The 17720-nt window shown below is 65.1% G+C and carries 21 protein-coding genes, 1 tRNA gene and 1 riboswitch; of the genes, 10 read left to right on the plus strand and 12 right to left on the minus strand.

Going from position 1 to position 17720, the window contains the following annotated elements; genetic code table 11:
- Positions 1-23 precede the first annotated feature (23 nt).
- A complete protein-coding gene (locus OLX23_RS12460) occupies positions 24-1580 on the plus strand; it encodes an AMP-binding protein (RefSeq protein ID WP_264445322.1) in 1557 nt (518 codons plus the stop codon).
- Positions 1581-1583: 3 nt separating this feature from the next.
- Here the strand turns inward: OLX23_RS12460 and OLX23_RS12465 are convergent, their stop codons facing one another.
- Entirely contained in the window at positions 1584-2036 is a 453-nt protein-coding gene (locus OLX23_RS12465) for a hypothetical protein (protein WP_264445323.1), read from the minus strand.
- A gap of 382 nt (positions 2037-2418) precedes the next feature.
- Here OLX23_RS12465 and OLX23_RS12470 point away from each other — a divergent pair, with 382 nt between their 5' ends.
- The 3 genes from OLX23_RS12470 (at position 2419) to OLX23_RS12480 (ending at position 4178) form a co-directional block, all read left to right on the plus strand.
- Positions 2419-2790, plus strand: a complete 372-nt coding sequence (locus OLX23_RS12470; protein WP_264445324.1) for a hypothetical protein — start codon at positions 2419-2421, stop codon at positions 2788-2790.
- Positions 2791-2885: 95 nt separating this feature from the next.
- A complete protein-coding gene (locus OLX23_RS12475) occupies positions 2886-4040 on the plus strand; it encodes a glycosyltransferase family 4 protein (protein ID WP_264445325.1) in 1155 nt (384 codons plus the stop codon).
- A 62-nt stretch (positions 4041-4102) separates the two neighbouring features.
- Positions 4103-4178: transfer RNA gene (locus OLX23_RS12480), tRNA-Thr, on the plus strand.
- Positions 4179-4266: 88 nt separating this feature from the next.
- Here the strand turns inward: OLX23_RS12480 and mauJ are convergent.
- The 4 genes from mauJ to OLX23_RS12500 form a co-directional block, all read right to left on the minus strand.
- Positions 4267-5097, minus strand: a complete 831-nt coding sequence (mauJ, locus tag OLX23_RS12485) for a methylamine utilization protein MauJ (RefSeq protein WP_264445326.1) — start codon at positions 5095-5097, stop codon at positions 4267-4269.
- Between the two features lie 6 nt (positions 5098-5103).
- Positions 5104-5229 (minus strand): hypothetical protein, encoded by a 126-nt coding sequence (locus OLX23_RS12490; protein WP_264445327.1) that lies wholly within the window; start codon positions 5227-5229, stop codon positions 5104-5106.
- A gap of 154 nt (positions 5230-5383) precedes the next feature.
- Positions 5384-5758, minus strand: coding sequence for a hypothetical protein (locus OLX23_RS12495; RefSeq protein ID WP_264445328.1), 375 nt, complete (start codon positions 5756-5758; stop codon positions 5384-5386).
- 134 nt (positions 5759-5892) lie between these two features.
- Positions 5893-6471, minus strand: a complete 579-nt coding sequence (locus tag OLX23_RS12500; protein ID WP_264445329.1) for a histidine phosphatase family protein — start codon at positions 6469-6471, stop codon at positions 5893-5895.
- A 6-nt stretch (positions 6472-6477) separates the two neighbouring features.
- A riboswitch (cobalamin riboswitch) is annotated at positions 6478-6623 on the plus strand.
- A gap of 30 nt (positions 6624-6653) precedes the next feature.
- Here OLX23_RS12500 and OLX23_RS12505 point away from each other — a divergent pair.
- The 4 genes from OLX23_RS12505 to OLX23_RS12520 all read left to right on the plus strand — a co-directional run bounded on the left by OLX23_RS12505 (position 6654) and on the right by OLX23_RS12520 (position 8795).
- Entirely contained in the window at positions 6654-6881 is a 228-nt protein-coding gene (locus OLX23_RS12505) for a CbtB-domain containing protein (protein WP_264445330.1), read from the plus strand.
- A 9-nt stretch (positions 6882-6890) separates the two neighbouring features.
- Positions 6891-7604: a CbtA family protein gene (locus OLX23_RS12510; protein WP_264445331.1), complete on the plus strand. Its 714-nt coding sequence runs from the start codon at positions 6891-6893 to the stop codon at positions 7602-7604.
- Between the two features lie 380 nt (positions 7605-7984).
- Positions 7985-8272 (plus strand): hypothetical protein, encoded by a 288-nt coding sequence (locus OLX23_RS12515; protein WP_264445332.1) that lies wholly within the window; start codon positions 7985-7987, stop codon positions 8270-8272.
- Positions 8262-8795 (plus strand): winged helix DNA-binding protein, encoded by a 534-nt coding sequence (locus OLX23_RS12520; protein WP_264445333.1) that lies wholly within the window; start codon positions 8262-8264, stop codon positions 8793-8795. Before OLX23_RS12515 ends, OLX23_RS12520 begins: the two co-directional genes overlap by 11 nt.
- A gap of 9 nt (positions 8796-8804) precedes the next feature.
- Here the strand turns inward: OLX23_RS12520 and OLX23_RS12525 are convergent, their stop codons facing one another.
- Entirely contained in the window at positions 8805-9191 is a 387-nt protein-coding gene (locus OLX23_RS12525) for a hypothetical protein (RefSeq protein ID WP_264445334.1), read from the minus strand.
- A 187-nt stretch (positions 9192-9378) separates the two neighbouring features.
- Here OLX23_RS12525 and OLX23_RS12530 point away from each other — a divergent pair, with 187 nt between their 5' ends.
- Positions 9379-10224 carry an outer membrane protein gene (locus tag OLX23_RS12530; RefSeq protein WP_264445335.1) on the plus strand — a complete coding sequence of 282 codons (846 nt, stop codon included), beginning with the start codon at positions 9379-9381 and terminating at the stop codon, positions 10222-10224.
- A 124-nt stretch (positions 10225-10348) separates the two neighbouring features.
- On the opposite strand, the gene OLX23_RS12535 is transcribed toward OLX23_RS12530, so the two are convergent.
- The 6 genes from OLX23_RS12535 to typA form a co-directional block, all read right to left on the minus strand.
- Complete coding sequence (locus OLX23_RS12535; RefSeq protein WP_264445336.1) at positions 10349-10696, minus strand: hypothetical protein; 348 nt, start codon at positions 10694-10696, stop codon at positions 10349-10351.
- A gap of 381 nt (positions 10697-11077) precedes the next feature.
- Entirely contained in the window at positions 11078-11584 is a 507-nt protein-coding gene (locus OLX23_RS12540) for a hypothetical protein (protein WP_264445337.1), read from the minus strand.
- Complete coding sequence (locus tag OLX23_RS12545) at positions 11577-11813, minus strand: hypothetical protein (protein WP_264445338.1); 237 nt, start codon at positions 11811-11813, stop codon at positions 11577-11579. Before OLX23_RS12545 ends, OLX23_RS12540 begins: the two co-directional genes overlap by 8 nt.
- Positions 11810-12325, minus strand: coding sequence for a hypothetical protein (locus OLX23_RS12550; protein WP_264445339.1), 516 nt, complete (start codon positions 12323-12325; stop codon positions 11810-11812). The genes OLX23_RS12545 and OLX23_RS12550 overlap by 4 nt, the downstream gene beginning before the upstream one ends.
- A gap of 165 nt (positions 12326-12490) precedes the next feature.
- Positions 12491-12694, minus strand: a complete 204-nt coding sequence (locus OLX23_RS12555; RefSeq protein WP_264445340.1) for a hypothetical protein — start codon at positions 12692-12694, stop codon at positions 12491-12493.
- A 229-nt stretch (positions 12695-12923) separates the two neighbouring features.
- Positions 12924-14756: a translational GTPase TypA gene (typA, locus tag OLX23_RS12560; protein WP_264445341.1), complete on the minus strand. Its 1833-nt coding sequence runs from the start codon at positions 14754-14756 to the stop codon at positions 12924-12926.
- A gap of 266 nt (positions 14757-15022) precedes the next feature.
- Here typA and OLX23_RS12565 point away from each other — a divergent pair, with 266 nt between their 5' ends.
- Positions 15023-17701 carry a TonB-dependent receptor gene (locus OLX23_RS12565; RefSeq protein ID WP_264445342.1) on the plus strand — a complete coding sequence of 893 codons (2679 nt, stop codon included), beginning with the start codon at positions 15023-15025 and terminating at the stop codon, positions 17699-17701.
- Positions 17702-17720 lie beyond the last annotated feature (19 nt).

A 17720-nucleotide genomic window follows, 5' to 3' on the forward strand; every position in this document is an offset into this window, starting at 1 on the left:
ATAGAATCTGCAAGGAACCGCTCGTGACCGATCTTCTCCACCTGCCCATCAGTGTCAGCGATCTCGTAGCCCAGGCGCTGTCGCGCGATCTCGACCGACTCGTCGCAATCGGCGAGCGTGGCGAGCGGCTGACCGCGCGCGGGTTGGCCGAGGACATCAGCCGGTTGCAGCAGGTGTTCGAAGCGCTCGAGCCCAAGCCGCGACGTGCGGCGATGCTTTCGCGCAACCGGCTCGAGATTCTGGCGGTCAACAGCGCTCTTGGCTTCGCCGGGGTGGTCGCGACCGCCTTGCACCCGATGGGTTCGGTCGAGGATTATCTCTACGTGCTCGAGGATGCCGAGGTCGACCTGCTGATCTACGATCCCGATCACTACGCACCGATCGTCGCGGCCCTGGTCGAGCGGGCGCCGCGGCTGGCCCATGTCTTCGCGCTCGGTGATGGGGAAGTCGCTAGCGGCGGCAGCCTAGCCGAGGCCGCGCGCGCCTATGCGCCCAAGCCGCTGACCGCGCCGGCCTTCGCGCCCGACGGCCTTCTGCGCATCGCCTATTCGGGCGGCACCACGGGCAAGCCCAAGGGCATCATGTGCTCGCACGGCGCCTCGGCCACTTCGGCGCTGATCCAGCTGACCTCGTGGGAATGGCCGAGCGAGATCCGCCACCTGATCTGCGCGCCGCTCAGCCATTCGGGCGCGGCCGTGCTGACCTCGATCCTCGTGCGCGGCGGGCACATGGTCGTCGCGCCGGGCTTCGAGCCGGTGGCGGTCATGCAGGCGATCCAGGAGCACCGGATCACCTCGATCCTGCTCGTGCCGACGATGGTGCTCGCGCTGATCGACCATCCGCGCTTCGGCGAGTTCGACCTTTCGAGCCTCGAGGTCGTGTTCTACGGCGCCTCGGCGTTTCCGGCGGCGCGCCTGAAGGACGCGATTGCGCGGATGGGGCCGATCTTCTTCCAGTTCTACGGCCAGGCCGAGGCGCCGATGTCGATCACCGTGCTGCGCCGCGACGAGCACCGCACCGACGACCCCGAGCGCATGGCGAGCTGCGGCCGGCCGACGCCGCTGGTGCGTGTCGCGCTGATGGACGACGCGATGAACGAGGTGGCCGACGGTACGCCCGGCGAGATCTGCGTGCGCGGCCCGCTGGTGAACCTCGGCTATCTCAACAAGCCCGAGGAAACCGCCCAGGCCTTCGCCGGTGGCTGGCTGCACACGGGCGACGTCGCGGTGCGCAATGCCGACGGCTACCTGCGCATCGTCGACCGCAAGAAGGACATGATCGTCACCGGCGGCTTCAACGTCTTCGCGCGCGAGGTCGAGGACGTGCTGGTCGAGCATCCGGCCGTGCGCCAGGCGGCGGTGATCGGCGTACCCGATCCCAAATGGGGCGAGGCGGTCAAGGCCGTGGTCGTGCTCGAGCCGGGCAGCGCGGTCGAGGCCGAGCTTCTCATTGCCGCGGTGCGCGAACGCAAGGGATCGGTCCAGGCGCCCAAGAGCGTCGACTTCGTCGAAGCGCTGCCGGTCACGCCGCTGGGCAAGCCCGACAAGAAGGCGTTGCGCGCGCGCTACGCCGTCGCTTGATCCTCAGCTGGCCTTTTCGAGGCTCAGCGAAGCGAACAGGTCGGGCGTGATCTGCGCCAGTCGTTCGAGCAACTGATCGAAGTGCCGATCGAGCCTTCGGGTTGCGGTCGGCGTCAGCGCCAGGAACGAGCGGCGGCGGTCGCTCTCGTCGGGGATCTTCTCGATCCAGCCTTGGTCGTGGAGCAGTTCGACATAGCGCAGCGCCGTGGTGGGCGGGGCGTGCGAACCAATGCAGGCGCCGGTGATGCTGGTCGAGAGGCCCTTCGCCTGGTGGACGTAAAGGTCGAGCAACATGTCCCAGGCCGGTTCCCCGAACAGCCGGGTGTCTTCGACTCCCGGGCGTTCCTGGCGGCTGCGATAAAGCCACTCGGCGATCAGTGTCCGTGGTCCCGTATCCTCGGCGTCGCGCCGGTCGACAAGGCGCGGGGATATCTCCATCTGGTCCATGAGTTTCATGCGCTACTCGCTCTGGAGAACAGCTAGGGGAAGTTTGCGCCCGACCGCCAGTCTACTCATGAACGCAGCAATTGGTTCCGAAAAGTTCCGAGTTTGCATCGGAAATGGAGTTATTGTCGGCAGGTTGTTGGTAAGAATAGATTAATTTTTATCTAGCGAAATTTCTGTAAATATCTGTTCTTTCAAAAGTTGTATGGTTAACTTTCTCTCGGGTGCCGCGAGCCTTCGCTAGGCAGCTTGTGCGGACGCTTGCGACCAGCGGTTCGTCGCATTCGGGCGCTCGGGCCTCGGCGGGGCATTAACCACGAGTTCAGCCGCCGGGTGTTCTCTTGCGATGTTGCGATCCGTTCGCGCGCGATGTGCGGTCGAAGGAGAGAGGGTCATGATCAGGATATTCCGGCACGCCGCATTCGTCGCCGCGCTCGCGCTGGGCGCCACGACCTTGGCAACCACGGCCGAAGCGCGCGACCGCTACCGCGATCGCGGCGACGATGCCGCTCTGGCGATCGGTGCGGGCATCATCGGCCTCGCGGTCGGTGCAGCGATCGCCTCGAACCGCGACCGCTACTACGATGGCGGCTATTATGGTCCGCGGCGCGGCTATGCGGCCTACGGCTATCCGCGCAGCTATTATCCGGCCTATCCGCGGGGGTACTACTACGATCGCGCGCTGCGTCGCTTCTATCGCAACGATCGCGGCTGGAACGGCGGTTGGGACAGAGGCTACGCGCGCCCGCGCTATCGCGGCTGGTGAGGCCGGTACTGGGGCGGGTACTGGGGCCGCTACTGGGGAGGGGCGCTCCGCCGCCTCTCGTCAGGCGCGCGCGAAGCCGCTAAGGCGCCCACCCTATGCAGACCGCCGACCTTCGCATCGCGCTCTATAGCGGCAACTACAACTACGTCCGCGACGGGGCGAACCAGGCGCTGAACCGCCTCGTCGGCTACCTGCTGCGCCAGGGCGCGGCGGTGCGCGTCTATTCGCCGACCACCGACACGCCGGCCTTCCCGCCGACCGGGGATCTGGTCGACGTGCCCGCGACGCCGATCCCCGGACGCGGGGAGTATCGCTTCTCGCTTGGCCTCTCGCCGCGGCTCAAGCGCGATCTCAAGGCTTTTGCGCCCAACGTCGTCCACGTCTCGTCGCCCGACGTCAGCGGCCATCGCATGGTCTCGTGGGCACGCTCGCGCAAGCTGCCGGTGCTGGCCTCGGTCCACACGCGGTTCGAGACCTACCTGCGCTACTACAACATGGCCTGGGGCGAACCGCTGGTCGAAGCGCTGCTGCGCCGCTTCTACCGTCGCTGTGATGCGCTCGTCGCGCCGTCCGAATCGATGGCGCAGTGCCTGCGCGACCAGCGCATGAACTACGACATCGGCATCTGGTCGCGCGGCGTCGATCGCGAGATCTTCGGTCCCGAGGCGCGTTCGCTCGAATGGCGCCGCTCGCTCGGCATCGCCGACGACGAGGTCGTGGTCGGATTCCTCGGTCGCCTGGTCATGGAGAAGGGCCTCGACGTCTTCTCCGACACGATCGACGAACTCAAGCGCCGCGACGTGCCGCACAAGGTCCTCGTCGTCGGCGAGGGGCCGGCGCGCGCCTGGTTCGAGGCGCGCCTGCCCGGCGCCTGCTTCGTCGGCTTCCAGGGCGGCGCCGATCTGGCGCGCGCGGTCGCCTCGATGGACATGCTGTTCAATCCCTCGGTCACCGAGACCTTTGGCAACGTCACACTCGAAGCCATGGCCTGTGGCCTGCCCGTGGTCGCGGCGATCGCGACGGGCAGCGAGAGCCTGGTCGACGACAACCGCTCGGGCCAGCTCATCCGTCCCGGCGCGGTTCACCAGTTCGCCGAGGCGCTCAAGGCCTATGCCGAGCAGCCCGAGCGCCGCGCGCACCACGGCGCCGCCGGCGAAGCGCGCAGCCGCGACTTCTCGTGGGACGCGATCAACCAGGAGGTCGCCGACACCTATCTGCGGTTGATCCGCCAGCGGACGAGTCACGGATAGGGAACGGCGCGCGGCGCTTTGACAGGCTCGACCGGGCAAGCTAGTCAGCCCGGGCACGGCTAGCCGGCTTAGCTCAGTTGGTAGAGCACCTGATTTGTAATCAGGGGGCCACGGGTTCGAATCCTGTAGCCGGCACCAGCCTTTGCGTTTAGTGCGTTGAAGAACGGTAGAAATTTTTCCTGCGGTTCCAGCGTTCCCACATAAATGCACCAACGCTGGTATCGCCTTACCTAGGCTCTGGGATGTCGAAGCACTCGATGATGGCGCGCTCTGCCAATGCCTCCATCGCGGCTAGCTCGTTCGAAAGCCTTTCACTCTGCGACAAGTCGTCCGGGCTGATAATCGAGGCAAGGTCGGCGTCGGCCTTAGCGTGAGCAATCGCCATGCGGCCCGAAATGTAAAGATGGTCGGCTGCTTCTAGGGCACTGCTGAGACCAGAGCGTTGTAGGTGTCGAACGGCTTCGATCGCCCGTACCGTCGACACCTTTTCCAGAGCGGAAGCGATCCACTCCCGACGCTTTTTGGCTGGTACCGCTAACTCCACGAGGCGATAAAATGTGAGGAACGCGTATGGCACGGATTCGAGCGACCGTCCTTCTCGCATTAGCGCCAGCGCGAGAGCGCCGCGTTCGCATGGGCTGGGCAGATTTTCCAAACGCAAGCTACCGGTGATGCTGTGATATAGGGGGCGGTCAAGGGGGCGAGGGTTCAGGTGGCTGCCGCCGCCGCCTGGGTCGATTGCGGTGATGCCACCGCGCTCAGACCACGAAAGCGCACTAAGGAAGCGCAGCAAGCGATTGCCGGCCTCCTTGTAGCTGAGCTCAGAAAAATAGAGGGCAACACCGGGGTAACGATCGGTGGTGGCCGGCAAAACCCAGATTTCGTCACCGCGGTAGATGACCATCTGCAGTTCGACGGGCCATGCGATCCTCGGGCTGACGTGAGTGAGGCCCCAGGAGCGCACGCGGCGCAGAGGGTCGGTGACTACCTCCGACCACGGCTTTGGTTTTACCATCCAGTGCATCGCAGCCCGTTCGTCGATTATCTGAACAGGCACCAGGAGCTATTTGCTGCCGGTGAACCATTCGAGCGTCGCGATAGCGAGAGCGATTGCCGCGACGACGGCTGCCACCGAAATCATCTTGAGGTAGAAGGCGAAGAGGATGAAAAAACCAATTACTCGAGCCACGCGCACAATCCCTTCTCCGCAGGGCGGATGACGATGTTCACAGGCGGGCCGGCCTAACATTACCGCAACCCTCAAAAAAGAAAACCCCCGCCGAAGCGGGGGCTGGAAGTTTGGTACGACCGCGAGCGGGAGGGGGCGGGTAGTTGCGGCCGGTTCATCCGATCGCCTTGAGCAGCATGCGGCTCCCGCGCGCCATCTTCGCCCGGAAGATCAAATCCGCGGCCGCAGTCGTGATCGGCGACCAGTCCGCTTCGGCGCGTGCGCGCTTTGCTTCGGGCGCGATCGACCGGCTGATCGGTGACCCAAGGCTTTCGATATAGGCACGGACCCGACCAGAGCACTCGCGCCCCAGCGTGCGGCCGTGCTCGAGGTGGGTGAGCAAGCGAGGATCGCCAGCTGCGCGCCGGCCGAACATGCTCGGGGGGATGTTGTGAAGCGCGCAGGCTTGTTTCGCTGCGATCAGGATGTTGAGGGAGTTGAAGGCAGGCGAGCGGTCCTCGCGGTGCCTGGGCAGCGTGATGCTGGTCATATGGGTTACTCTCGGTTTCGGCCTTCTACAGCCGCTTGTCGGCAGCGGGCCGACGCCGGGAGGGTGGAAGCCGGCCGAGAGACCGGTGGAGCGTTTTTACCCATTTCCCCCGCGTGATCGCGTTGCGAACAGTCTCATTCGCCGGGTACGAGACCCTGCAATCGCCACATGCCGTTGAACGACAATCGCACGCGAGCGAGCGGGACGATGTCGATCGCCAAGGTTGCCCTCAGCGGCAGGGCCAGCGCATGGGCGAGTGCTGCGCGCACGACCATCGGGTGGGTGATCGCGCAGACTGGGCGGTCGCCGGGCGCGATGCCGTCGAGCCAGGCGCCGACGCGCGCCTGGACCGCGGCCATCGTTTCGCCGCCCGGTGCGCCCGCGAGCGGATCGGCGAGCCAGGCCGCCAGTCGCTCGGGGCTTTCCGCGTGAATCTCGGCAAAGCTTCGGCCCAACCAAGCGCCATGATCCGCGTCATCGAGCGCGGGCGCGATCGTTGCCGTGACGCCGAGCGCTTGTGCCGTCTCGGCCGCGGCGCGCGCCGAACCGCGCAGGACTTCGGCGCGGAAGCGCGGTTCGAGGCGGTACTTTTCGGCATGCCTGCGTCCGCCCTCGTCGAGCCCCTCGTCGGGCGCGGCGAAGCCGCCCGTACGGCTGGATGGCGTGGCGGCGACGCAGAGCAGATCGAGGGTCGTGGCCAGGGGAATCTCCAAGTGGCGATTGACGGCGGGGTGCAGGGCGGCCTAGATCGCCGCAGCCTCATGGACGAAGAAGCCGGTTGAATTCCGGCACGGTCGCGCCACTGTAATCGATATCCAGCTGGATCGTCGAGAGTCAGACCTTCTCCATGGCCCATCAACTTTCGGGACGCGCAATCCCGTGAAGGAGAATGCCCATGGCCGCCAGTGCCGCTCTGCTCGACGATCCGTTCATTCCCGTCCGTGGACAGGCCGCGATCCCGCTCGACGAACTTCTGCCCTGGGCCGCGTTCGGCGTGCTGATCGCGATGATCTTCCTCTACTTCGTCAGCACCGAACAGGGCGCCTATGCGCTGTTCGACGGCATGTACGTCCACGAATTCGTGCACGACGGCCGGCACCTGCTCGGTTTCCCCTGCCACTGATCGCGCGTCATGACGGGAAAGCTGCTGTGGCGCGGGATGCTGGCGGGGATCATCGCCGCGCTGCTCGCGACGCTGTTCGCGCGCGCCTTCGCCGAGCCGCAGATCGACCTCGCGATCGCCTATGAGGCCGCCCACGCCGCGCATCACGCGGGAGCGGACGAGGTCGAACTGGTCAGCCGCGAGACGCAGAAGGGCTTCGGCCTGCTGGCCGCGCTCGGGCTCTATGGCGCGGCGGTCGGCGGGATCTTCGCGCTGACCTTCGCCTATGGCTATGGCCGGATCGCGCAGATCGGCCCGCGCAGCTTTGCGCTGGTCATGGCGGCATTGGCCTTCGTGCTGATCGTGGTCGTGCCCGGGATCAAGTATCCGCAGACGCCGCCCGCGGTCGGCCAGCACGAGACCGTCGGGCTGCGCACCGCGGCCTATTTCGCGATGATCGCGCTGTCGGTCTGCGCCGCGCTGATCGCGGGACGGCTGCGTGCGGCGCTCGTCGGCTCGCTGCGCGGCTTCGATGCGGGGCTTCTCGCCGTCGCCGGTTACGTCGCGGTGGTCGCGCTCGGGGCGCTGCTACTGCCGGCGATCGACGAGGTTCCCGTGGACTTTCCGGCGGGCCTTTTGTGGAATTTTCGCCTGGCTTCGCTCGGCAGTCAGCTTCTGTTGTGGATGACGATCGGTGTCTTGTTTGGCCGTTGGGCGGCGGCGACGCTCGAACAGGGACGGTAGGGTGAAAGGTATCGGCCAGTTTCTGTCCGATCTCGAACAGGTTTGCGCCGCGATTCACCGCAACCGAATTGACCGATCAACTGGCTCATCTATTCGCTGGACTTGCCGGGACAGCGACCCCCCGGCGCTAGTCCAACTCGGCCCCCGCTTCGGCGGGGGTATCTTTGGGGCAGCGAAATCTCATCATCGATCGACCCGCCGATATGCTTTTCGGCGGGGTGGCCAAGCCGTCCGTATGTGCATTTTTACCGTTACGGACCGGGGGCTTAGCGCCGAACGCCCCCTGCGCTTGGTTTCTAGCCCAAGCCCTCATTCGTTGCTATTCCGGAACCGTGAGACGGATGGTTTCCGAATCCGAGAGCTCGGGATGGGCGGGTCGCTTGTTCAACAAGCCGAACAAGGTTGGTCTCTTGAATCGGGCCGTGCTGTGGCACCTGCAGCTCTGCCTGCGCTTGCTCGACCGCCTCGGATATCACGCGACCGCGGCCAACGTTTCGGCCGCGATCGATGCCCTTACCGAGGAAGCCCTGTCGGTCGACGAGATCTCGCAGATGGATGTAGACCGTGAGGAACGCGTGCGGCTGATCCTGGACCTGTTCGCCAAGCACGAGAACATCACGCGGCCCGACGACGATGCAAACGATGCGGAGGAAGACCTTGATCGATAGCCAGGAAGCACTCGCTCGGCTGCTCGACGATGTGAAGCGCCATGCGCTGGACTGCGAGGATCGCACGACGGCCGCGGCGCAATTGCTGGAGGCGGCCGAAAGCCTGCTCGTCGCCGCGGGCGAGATCGGTGCGGAAGTCCTCGACGGCGATGGCGCGGCGAATGGCTATCTCGCGCCCGAGATGCAGCAGCGCGCCGCCCACCGCGTCTATGGCGCGCGCCGCGTGCGTGATGCGGTCTTCGCCGATGCGACGCTGTTCGGAGAGCCCGCCTGGGACATGCTGCTCGACCTGCTCGCGGCGCAGGGCAGCAAGAAGCGCATTTCGGTGACCAGCGCCTGTCTGGCCTCGAACGTGCCGCTGACCACGGCGCTGCGCTGGATCACGGTGCTCGAAGGCAAGGGCCTGGTCGAGCGCGAGGAAGATGAGATGGATGCGCGTCGGACCTTCCTCAAGCTGACGCGCAAGGCCCGCGGGCTGCTGCGCACCTATTTCGTCGAACTGGAGCGGCGCAAGCTGCTCTGAGGGGCAGGTTCAGAGCGGCAGCAGCTTCGTCAGCGGAATGACGACGGTTGCGATAAGGACCAGCGCGCTCAGCACGCCGATCGCCGCATTCTCGAGCCGCAGGCGCAGGTGCCGGCGCGCGCCCTGGCTCGGCCGTCGGCGCAGCACGAACTGTACCACGCCGGCCCAGACCGCGAAGACCAGTGTCGGCCAGTAAAGGGCCGTGCCGGATGCCAGCCAATAGGCGAAGGAAAGGCCTGCCACCAAGGCCAGAAGGCCGATGTTCACGAGGGCCACGGTCGATCGCGGATGGACGACGGGCAGGTCGGGGCGGGGATCGCCGGGGGTCACGAAAAGCACCACATTGGGCGGCCGACGATAACGCTGGCGATGCGCGCGGGCAATCGCCGGGCCCATGCTTTCCTGTGCCCAACGCCCAAGCGATGGCGCGCCCCGAGCGCGCTTCTGGGTGTGGCATGATAGCCACAAACACTGCGAGTTGTGGCCGTTCCACGACATGACCGCGCAACCTTGGCGGCGGCCGGGCTTTCTAGGGGGTGATGGCTCTGGCCATTATTTCTGAAGTATTTCCAAGGATTATCTCATGAATCTATACCGGTCCGCATCACTCGCCGCTCTCGTTGTCGCGGCGGCGGTAGCCAGCCCCGCCTGGGCGCAGGACGCGCGCGATACCCATTTCGACGGCCCCTACATCTCGGGCTTCGTCGGCCTCGCAGCGCAGGGCAACGACCGCGCCGATACCCTGGTCTTCGATACCAATCGCGACGGCAGCTTCGACAACACCGTTAACACCGCCGCGGGCGCCAATGCCTTCACCTCGTTCTGCGGCGGTGCTGCGGGTGGCGCGACGCCGGCTGCAGGCTGTGGCGGAGACCGTGACCGCATCGAGTACGGCGGCCGGATCGGCTACGACAAGCGTCTGGGCGGCGGCAACTTCGTCCTCGGCGGCCTGCTCGAGGTGTCGAAGAACAACTCGCGCGACTTCACCTCCGGCTATTCGTCGACCCCGGCGAGCTACACGGTCGGTCGCAAGCTCGACCACACGATCGCCGCGCGCCTGCGCGCCGGCTACACCCCGGGCGGCGGTGCGCTGTTCTATGCCACGGGCGGCGCGAGCTGGGCCAAGATCGACCACGCCTTCGCCACGACCAATACGGCCAACAGCTTCACCGAGGTGGACAATGGCAAGCGCGTCTGGGGCTGGCAGGCTGGCGGCGGCGCCGAGATCATGGTGACCAACAACGTCAGTCTCGGCCTCGAATATCTCTACAACCGTCATCGCGACAACAAGTACTACGTCGCCGTCGGCCAGGGCACGGCCCCCGCGACCAATCCGTTCCTGCTCAATGGCGGCGGCACCAACCTGCGCCCGTCGGATACTAACTTCGACTACCACTCGCTGCGCGCGTCGCTCAGCTTCCAGTTCTGATACAAGAAAGCCCCTCCCGCGAGGGAGGGGCAAGTTTTTCGGGGACGGAGGTTCGGCCGAGCAGACCGAGAGAAGGGGTGCTCCGTCCCGTATTCCTCCGTGGCGGAGAAAGGGGGCGCGAGCCTCAGTAGCCGCGATAGGGGCCATAATCGCTGTAGCCGCGGCGGTCGTAGTAGCGATCGTCGTAGCGGCGGCCGTCGCGGTCGTAGCGCCGGCCCTGGCGATCCCAGTAGTAGCCATCGCGATATTCGTAGCCGTTGCGGCGATAGTCGTAGTCGCGATCGCGGCGGTTGTTGCTGCTCGACGCGGCGATCGCGCCGATCGCCAGGCCGACGATGCCGGCGCCGATGGCGATCGCGGCGGTGTCGTTGCCGCGGCCGCGGTAATAGTCGCGGGCCATGGCCGGGCTGGCGGCGGTGAGCGCCGTGGCAGCGAGAACGGTGGCGAGCGTGGCCTTCTTGAACAGGTTCATCTCGAAAACTCCTGGCGGCGGTCCGTGGCACGATTGCCTGATGATCGCCGCTGTGAGTTCTCTTCTAGAGGAGCGTCGCTGAACAGGTGCGGGACGGCTCTGGCAGGTGTTGTTCAGGTTTGTCTGTAATTGTATGAACGTTTGCGCAGCGCAAAGGTGACGAAGGTGACAAAAGTGACAGGGCCTAAAAGGGGTAAGTGTCACCTTACGGGAAGGTGTCGCCTCGGGGATGGCGGCAGACCCTGAGGTCTGGGCCGACGACTGATGGCCAACGATGGAAAGAGTTCGTCAATTTGATCGAACGCGTCCGTGTAGGAAAGCGGTTTCGCACTGGTGGAGCGACGGAGACCGCCGCCTCGTGCAGGTCTGGCCCGATGTGGGCTATGGCGCGAGCATTTCCCCCTTCGCAATCTTGTCGGCGTCCGATCCTGGTGGCGGCTCGGGTATGGCCTTCATGTCGATGTAGTAGACCGGGGGCGGGGCCCAGCCTCCAGTGATGCAGCCTGCTTGTCCGCGACAGGAGCCGCGATCGAGCGCGGGGGCATGCATGCGGCCGTCGCGAACGGCTTGGCGAGAAGATGGTTGTTCCTCGCTCGTTGACGGTACGCACCAGCGCTCGCCGTGATCCGGCGCGCAGACGACAATCTCGTCGCTGGAAGAAGAGGTGTCACACCGTTTCTGCGGTCGCTGGGCGGCGTAAGCCCTACGGGCATTCTCGAGAATAACCGCCGTTTTCGCGTCGATGGAATTGGCGTCCTGGCAAAGAGCTGGACCTGCCGAATATGTGAGCATGACCGCGGCCGAGAGGGCTGCTGGGATGAGGCGTGTCACCTGGTCACCCGCCATACGTTCATCAAAGTCGGACTCGGCAGATAAACCGTCATCCATTCTTCCCTGCCAGAGCGTCGGCAATCTTGGCTTTGATATAACTGCCAATCGCAAAGCCCGGGGTGCTCTGGCCGAAGCCGAAAACACCCAGGATCGAGAAGATGAGGAAGACGGATACGTCGAGCGGAAGCGTCGGCCCGATCAGGACGATGGAGAGTATCCCTAGCAGAACGACGTAGAGAAATTTCCGTGCGATGAGAGCGGCGGACTTCAGCGAAAACATGGTCATGCGCAGGGCTCGGGTGAAGCCTGCATCGCGGCTCGCTTCGATCGCCAATCGCGCCGCACGGCAATCGCGGATGCAATCCACAGGCAACCGGCAGCCGCGAACCCGGCGATGGCGCCGCCCGCCGGCGGTCCCGCGAGAACACCGAAGATCGCACCGAGGATGAGCCCCGTGCCGAGGACGTAGAATGGCCGGAACGATGCCGCGAATGCGATGGGGAGAAAGTGTAGGCCAACCACCAATGCCATGGCGGGGAGCAGCAGGTCTGGTCGGTGAATGTTGATGACGATGTTGGACGCGATGAACAGTCCGATACCCTCGGCAATGCTGCTCCAGGTGATCGTGCGCTCCGCTCGTTCGGATGGTCTTATGCCGTCACCCGGCAGGCGAATGACCTGGTGAGCCGCGACGCCAATCGCTGCGAAAACGACGAACGGCACGGCTAGCGCAATGCCTGACGCATGCCATTGCCAGTACACTGTTAGCGCGGCGAAAACCGCGCCAAAGAAGCCCATTATAAAAGCGCCCCAAGCTCCCATGGCAGCCCTTTTCGCACGAAGTGGGTTGTTGCTTGCTGTCTGTATCATCGCCGGAAGGCGCGCGGCTGGGAGACCGTTCGCTATTGGATATATTCGAGCGCAGAATGGTCTGATCGGTGGATGATCAGGCCCAAGCGGAGATCAGGTCGGTGTGGATTTCTGAATGGAATACCCAGCGGCTTTAAGGGCGAGAAACGCCGCAAGCGCTTGATAGTGCGCTTCATGCCCGGCTTCAAAAAGGTGGCCGCGCTGATCCCCTGCCTTTTGGATTGCGTCGCGCATCAAGCGATAGACTTCGTCGGGAATACTTCCGTCCATCATCAACTGTTCAAGGGACTGAGCCATGGTGCCTCCATTCGCGACGCAAGGCATTTAGGTGGCGGAGGTCTACTAACAAGGCTCGCTTAAGCCCACGCCTCTCCCTTTTGTGCAGGACGATGCGCCATCCCAATGTCGAGCGCATGCGATGCCGGATGACGGTGCTCCCACCGCAACCTCACGCCGCAACCTCAGGCCGCGCCAGGCCCCAAAGAAAAAGGCGGCGCCGGGATGTCCGGTGCCGCCTTTTCTAACCTCAGGCCGCTTCCTTCTTGCGGCCGGCCTTCTTGCGCTCGTTGGGATCGAGGATCGCCTTGCGCAGACGGATGTTCTTCGGCGTGACCTCGACCATCTCGTCATCGTCGATGTAGGCGATCGCCTGCTCGAGCGTCATGACCTTGGGCGGGGTCAGGCGGATCGCGTCGTCCTTGCCGCTCGAACGGAAGTTCGTCAGCTGCTTGGACTTCATCGGGTTGACCTCGAGGTCCTCGACCTTGGCGTTCTCGCCGATGATCATGCCCTCGTAGAGCGCTTCGCCGACGCCGACGAAGAGGATGCCGCGCTCTTCGAGCGGGCCGAGCGCATAGGCGACGGCTTCACCGTTGCCGTTGGAGATCAGCACGCCGTTCTTGCGGCCCTCGATCTTGCCCTTGTGCGGGCCGTACTTCTCGAACAGGCGGTTCATGATGCCGGTGCCGCGCGTGTCCGAGAGGAACTCGCCGTGGTAGCCGATCAGGCCGCGCGACGGGGCCGAGAAGGTGATGCGGGTCTTGCCGCCACCCGAGGGACGCATGTCGGTCATCTCGGCCTTGCGCTGGTTCATCTTGTCGACGACCGTGCCCGAGTGCTCGTCGTCCACGTCGATGACGACGGTTTCGTAAGGCTCGGTCTTGCCGCCGGTCTCGTCGGTGCCGAACAGCACGCGCGGACGGCTGATGCCAAGCTCGAAGCCCTCGCGGCGCATCGTCTCGATCAGCACGCCGAGCTGAAGCTCGCCGCGGCCGGCGACTTCGAAGCTGTCCTTGTCGGCCGATTCGGTGACCTTGATCGCGACGTTCGATTCGGCTTCGCGCATCAGGCGGTCGCGGATCATGCGGCTGGTGACCTTGTCACCCTCGCGGCCGGCCATCGGGCTGTCGTTGACCGCGAAGCGCATCGACAGGGTCGGCGGATCGATCGGCTGCGCCTTGATCGGCTCGCTGACCGAGGTGTCGGCGATGGTGTTCGACACGGTCGCGACGGTGAGGCCCGCGAGGCTGATGATGTCGCCGGCCTTGGCTTCGTCGACCGGCACGCGGTCGAGCCCGCGGAAGGTCATGATCTTCGAGGCGCGACCGGTCTCGATCACCTTGCCGTCGGCGTCGAGCGCGTGGATCGGCTGGTTGATCTTGACCGTGCCCGACTGGACGCGGCCGGTCAGCACGCGGCCGAGGAAGTTGTCGCGATCGAGCAGGGTCACGAGGAAGCTGAACGGCGCCTCGGTGTCGAGCGCCGGCGGCGGCACGTGGTCGACGATCTTCTGGAACATCGGCTCGAGCGTGCCTTCGCGGCGCTGCGGATCGTCGCTGCAATAGCCGTTGCGGCCCGAGGCGTAGAGCACGGGGAAGTCGAGCTGTTCGTCGTTGGCTTCGAGCGTGACGAAGAGGTCGAACACCTCGTCGAGCACTTCCTGGATGCGCTCGTCGGGACGATCGACCTTGTTGACCACGACGATCGGCTTGAGGCCGAGCGCCAGCGCCTTGCCGGTGACGAACTTGGTCTGCGGCATCGCGCCTTCCGAGCTGTCGACGAGCAGGATCACGCCGTCGACCATCGAGAGGATGCGCTCCACCTCGCCGCCGAAGTCGGCGTGGCCCGGGGTGTCGACGATGTTGATGCGCGTGCCGTTCCACTCGATCGAGGTCGGCTTCGCGAGAATCGTGATGCCGCGCTCCTTCTCGAGGTCGTTCGAGTCCATCGCGCGCTCTTCGACGCGCTGGTTGTCGCGGAAGGTGCCGGACTGGCGGAAAAGCTGATCGACGAGGGTGGTCTTGCCGTGGTCGACGTGCGCGATGATCGCAATATTGCGCAGGGGAAGCGGGGCGGACATGCGGAGGTTTCCAGTTATGGGAGCTAAGGGCAAGCGCTGTTGCGCTGCAACACGGCGCGCCCCTATCCGAAATGCCCCTCCACGGCAAGCCGCCGATTGCTTGCGCACTTGTGTGCATCGGGTGACACCAATGTGCAAAAACCGTGTCAGGGATGCGCTCTACCTATCGAAAAATTAGGAATCTTATGATTAAAGTCGCGGCCAGGGAGCTCGTGTACGCGCAAGGCACAGTGCCGGCGCGGCTCCCGTGGAGAGAGGGCTCGCCTATGATGTCGTCTTCGGTTGGCTTCACCGCTTCCGCCCGCAGCGCCTTGTTCTCGACGGCGGCCGCATTAACCTTTGCCTTGCCCGGCGTGGCCTTCGCGCAGGATGCGCCGGCCGCCGACGAGGCGCAGCCCGCCAGCGACATGCCGTCGGACGACTATGGCAATGCCAACGAGATCGTCGTCACCGCGACCAAGCGCGAGCAGACCCTGCAGGAAGTGCCGGTGGCGGTCACCGTCGCCACGGCTGCGCAGATCGAGCGCGAATTCATTCGCGACCTCAAGGACCTCGGCTCGATCGTCCCCTCGCTGCGTGTCGGTGAGCGTCAGAGCTCGGCCAATACCAACTTCTTCATCCGCGGCTTCGGCAACGGCGCCAACAATGCGGGTATCGAGCCTTCGGTCGGCGTGTTCATCGACGGCGTCTATCGCTCGCGCACGGCTTCGCAGATTTCCGACCTGCCCGACATCGAGCGGATCGAGGTCCTGCGCGGGCCGCAGTCGACCTTGTTCGGCAAGAATGCCTCGGCCGGCGTGATCTCGATCTCCACCCAGAAGCCCAAGTTCGAATTCGGCGGCAACGTCGAGGCGTCCTACGGCAATTACAACGCGGTGGTGGTCAAGGGCGTGGTCACCGGGCCTCTCTCGGACACGATCGCGGCGAGCCTGTCGGGTGGCTACAACCGCCGCGACGGCTACAACAAGGATCTCAACACCGGCGCCAAGCTCGGCGATCGCGACCGCTGGTTCGCGCGTGGGCAACTGCTGTTCCAGCCGGACAGCCAGCTCTCGGTCCGCCTGATCGCCGACTACGGCAAGATCGACGAGGTCTGCTGCGGCGTGGTCAACGTTCGCCAGTCGGCCGCGACCAACGCGATCCGTGCGGTGGGCGGCAACGTCAACGCGCCGGCCGATCGCTTCTCGAACGAGGTCTACAACAACATCGTTCCGGTGAATCGGATCGAGAACTACGGCTTCTCGGGCCAGGTCGACTACGAGATGGGTCCGCTGACGCTGACCTCGATCACGGCCTATCGCAAGAGCGACTCGTTCAGCGACTACGACGCCGACTTCACCAGCGCCGACATCGTCCGCACCAATGCCTCGGACACGCGGATCAAGACCTTCACCCAGGAATTCCGCGCTTCGGCCTCGATCGCGGACAAGCTGACCGCGCTGTTCGGCGCCTATTACTTCAACGAGAAGATCGCCCAGGACGGCGCGATCCAGTGGGGCACCCAGGCGCGGCCCTATCTCGATCTGCTGGTGCGCGGCCAGTCGAACAACGCCCTGACGATCAGCGGGCTCGAAACGCTGTTCGGCACCCTGCAGGGCAATCCCGGGCTCTACACCAACCGCTTCTTCACGCCGGGCCAGGGCCTGGCCGAGAGCTACCGTCTGAAGAACGAGGCGATCTCGCTGTTCGCGCAGTTCGACGTCAAGCTCGGCGACCGGCTGACCCTGACCGGCGGCGTCAACTACACGCACGACAAGAAGAACTTCGCGACCAACGTGGTCTCGAACGACGTCTTCGCCGGACTCAACCTGCCGGCGCTGCGCACCGCGGCGACCAATGCGGGCATCGCGCAGACCGTCGGCGGCCTGCTCGGCGTGCCGGGCGGCCTGGCCTCGGCGGCGCAGATCGCGGCCTTCGCCCAGGCCAATCCGGCGGCGTTCAACACGATCTCGACCGGCGCCAATGCCCAGACCGCGGCGCTGCTCAACCTGCGCGCGCTGCAGTTCCTGCCGCCGTTCCTCAACCTGCCCAATTCGGTGGAAGACGGCCGCACGCGCGACAACAACGTCTCGTGGACCGCGCGCGCGTCCTATGACCTGACCGACACGATGAACATCTACGCCGGCGTCGCCACGGGCTTCAAGGCGAGCTCGGTCAACCTCTCGCGCGACAGCCGCCCGCCGCTCTCGGCGCAGGGCGCGATCCAGACCGCGGGCATCGGCGTGGTCAACCAGACCTACGGCAGCCGCTTCGCCAGCCCCGAGAAGGCGACCTCCTACGAGGCCGGCATCAAGGCCAACTGGGGCCTGGCCACCGCCAACCTCGCGGTGTTCAAGCAGTCGATCCGCGGCTTCCAGTCGAACATCTTCACCGGCACCGGCTTCTTCCTGGGCAATGCCGGCAAGCAGTCGGTCTTCGGCATCGAGTTCGAAGGCACGGTCAAGCCGGCCAAGGGCCTGACCCTGGGCCTGTCGATGACCTACCTCGATCCCAAGTACAACGACTTCAAGAACTCGGCCTTCGGCGACGCCACGGGGATCACCCCCGCCGACATCCCGCCGATCTCGTCGACCTTCACCGCCACCTACGACCACGAGTTCGGCAACGGCGATCACCTGATCCTCTACGGCGACTATCACTACGAAGCCGAGGTGCAGACGGTAGAGGGCCTGCCGGCCTTCATCGTCCGCGATCCGGTGACGGGCGTGGCCAACTACCAGCCGGGCCTCGACGCGGCGCGGCCGTTCAAGCGCGAGGTCAGCGATCTCAACGCCTCGATCACCTATGCCATGCAGAACGGGCTCGAGCTGTCGGTCTGGGGTCGCAACCTGCTCGACAACCGCTATCTCAACGTGATCTTCGATTCGGTCGCGCAGTCGGGTTCGGTCTCGGCCTATACCAACCAGCCGCGGACCTACGGTGTCGCGGCGCGCTTCCGCTGGTAGGCGGGGGCTTCCGATCGGA

It is taken from the genome of Novosphingobium sp. JCM 18896, from assembly GCF_025938095.1.
Lineage (GTDB): Bacteria > Pseudomonadota > Alphaproteobacteria > Sphingomonadales > Sphingomonadaceae > Novosphingobium.

What these genes read in the sequence shown, in the direction of transcription:
- OLX23_RS12465 (WP_264445323.1), bottom strand. Translation starts at nt 2,036, where the DNA reads ATGAAACTCATGGACCAGATGGAGATATCCCCGCGCCTTGTCGACCGG.
- OLX23_RS12470 (WP_264445324.1), top strand. Translation starts at nt 2,419, where the DNA reads ATGATCAGGATATTCCGGCACGCCGCATTCGTCGCCGCGCTCGCGCTG.
- OLX23_RS12475 (WP_264445325.1), top strand. Translation starts at nt 2,886, where the DNA reads ATGCAGACCGCCGACCTTCGCATCGCGCTCTATAGCGGCAACTACAAC.
- OLX23_RS12495 (WP_264445328.1), bottom strand. Translation starts at nt 5,758, where the DNA reads ATGACCAGCATCACGCTGCCCAGGCACCGCGAGGACCGCTCGCCTGCC.
- OLX23_RS12505 (WP_264445330.1), top strand. Translation starts at nt 6,654, where the DNA reads ATGGCCGCCAGTGCCGCTCTGCTCGACGATCCGTTCATTCCCGTCCGT.
- OLX23_RS12510 (WP_264445331.1), top strand. Translation starts at nt 6,891, where the DNA reads ATGACGGGAAAGCTGCTGTGGCGCGGGATGCTGGCGGGGATCATCGCC.
- OLX23_RS12525 (WP_264445334.1), bottom strand. Translation starts at nt 9,191, where the DNA reads ATGGGCCCGGCGATTGCCCGCGCGCATCGCCAGCGTTATCGTCGGCCG.
- OLX23_RS12530 (WP_264445335.1), top strand. Translation starts at nt 9,379, where the DNA reads ATGAATCTATACCGGTCCGCATCACTCGCCGCTCTCGTTGTCGCGGCG.
- OLX23_RS12535 (WP_264445336.1), bottom strand. Translation starts at nt 10,696, where the DNA reads ATGAACCTGTTCAAGAAGGCCACGCTCGCCACCGTTCTCGCTGCCACG.
- OLX23_RS12540 (WP_264445337.1), bottom strand. Translation starts at nt 11,584, where the DNA reads ATGGATGACGGTTTATCTGCCGAGTCCGACTTTGATGAACGTATGGCG.
- OLX23_RS12545 (WP_264445338.1), bottom strand. Translation starts at nt 11,813, where the DNA reads ATGACCATGTTTTCGCTGAAGTCCGCCGCTCTCATCGCACGGAAATTT.
- OLX23_RS12550 (WP_264445339.1), bottom strand. Translation starts at nt 12,325, where the DNA reads ATGGGCTTCTTTGGCGCGGTTTTCGCCGCGCTAACAGTGTACTGGCAA.
- OLX23_RS12555 (WP_264445340.1), bottom strand. Translation starts at nt 12,694, where the DNA reads ATGGCTCAGTCCCTTGAACAGTTGATGATGGACGGAAGTATTCCCGAC.
- typA (WP_264445341.1), bottom strand. Translation starts at nt 14,756, where the DNA reads ATGTCCGCCCCGCTTCCCCTGCGCAATATTGCGATCATCGCGCACGTC.
- OLX23_RS12565 (WP_264445342.1), top strand. Translation starts at nt 15,023, where the DNA reads ATGATGTCGTCTTCGGTTGGCTTCACCGCTTCCGCCCGCAGCGCCTTG.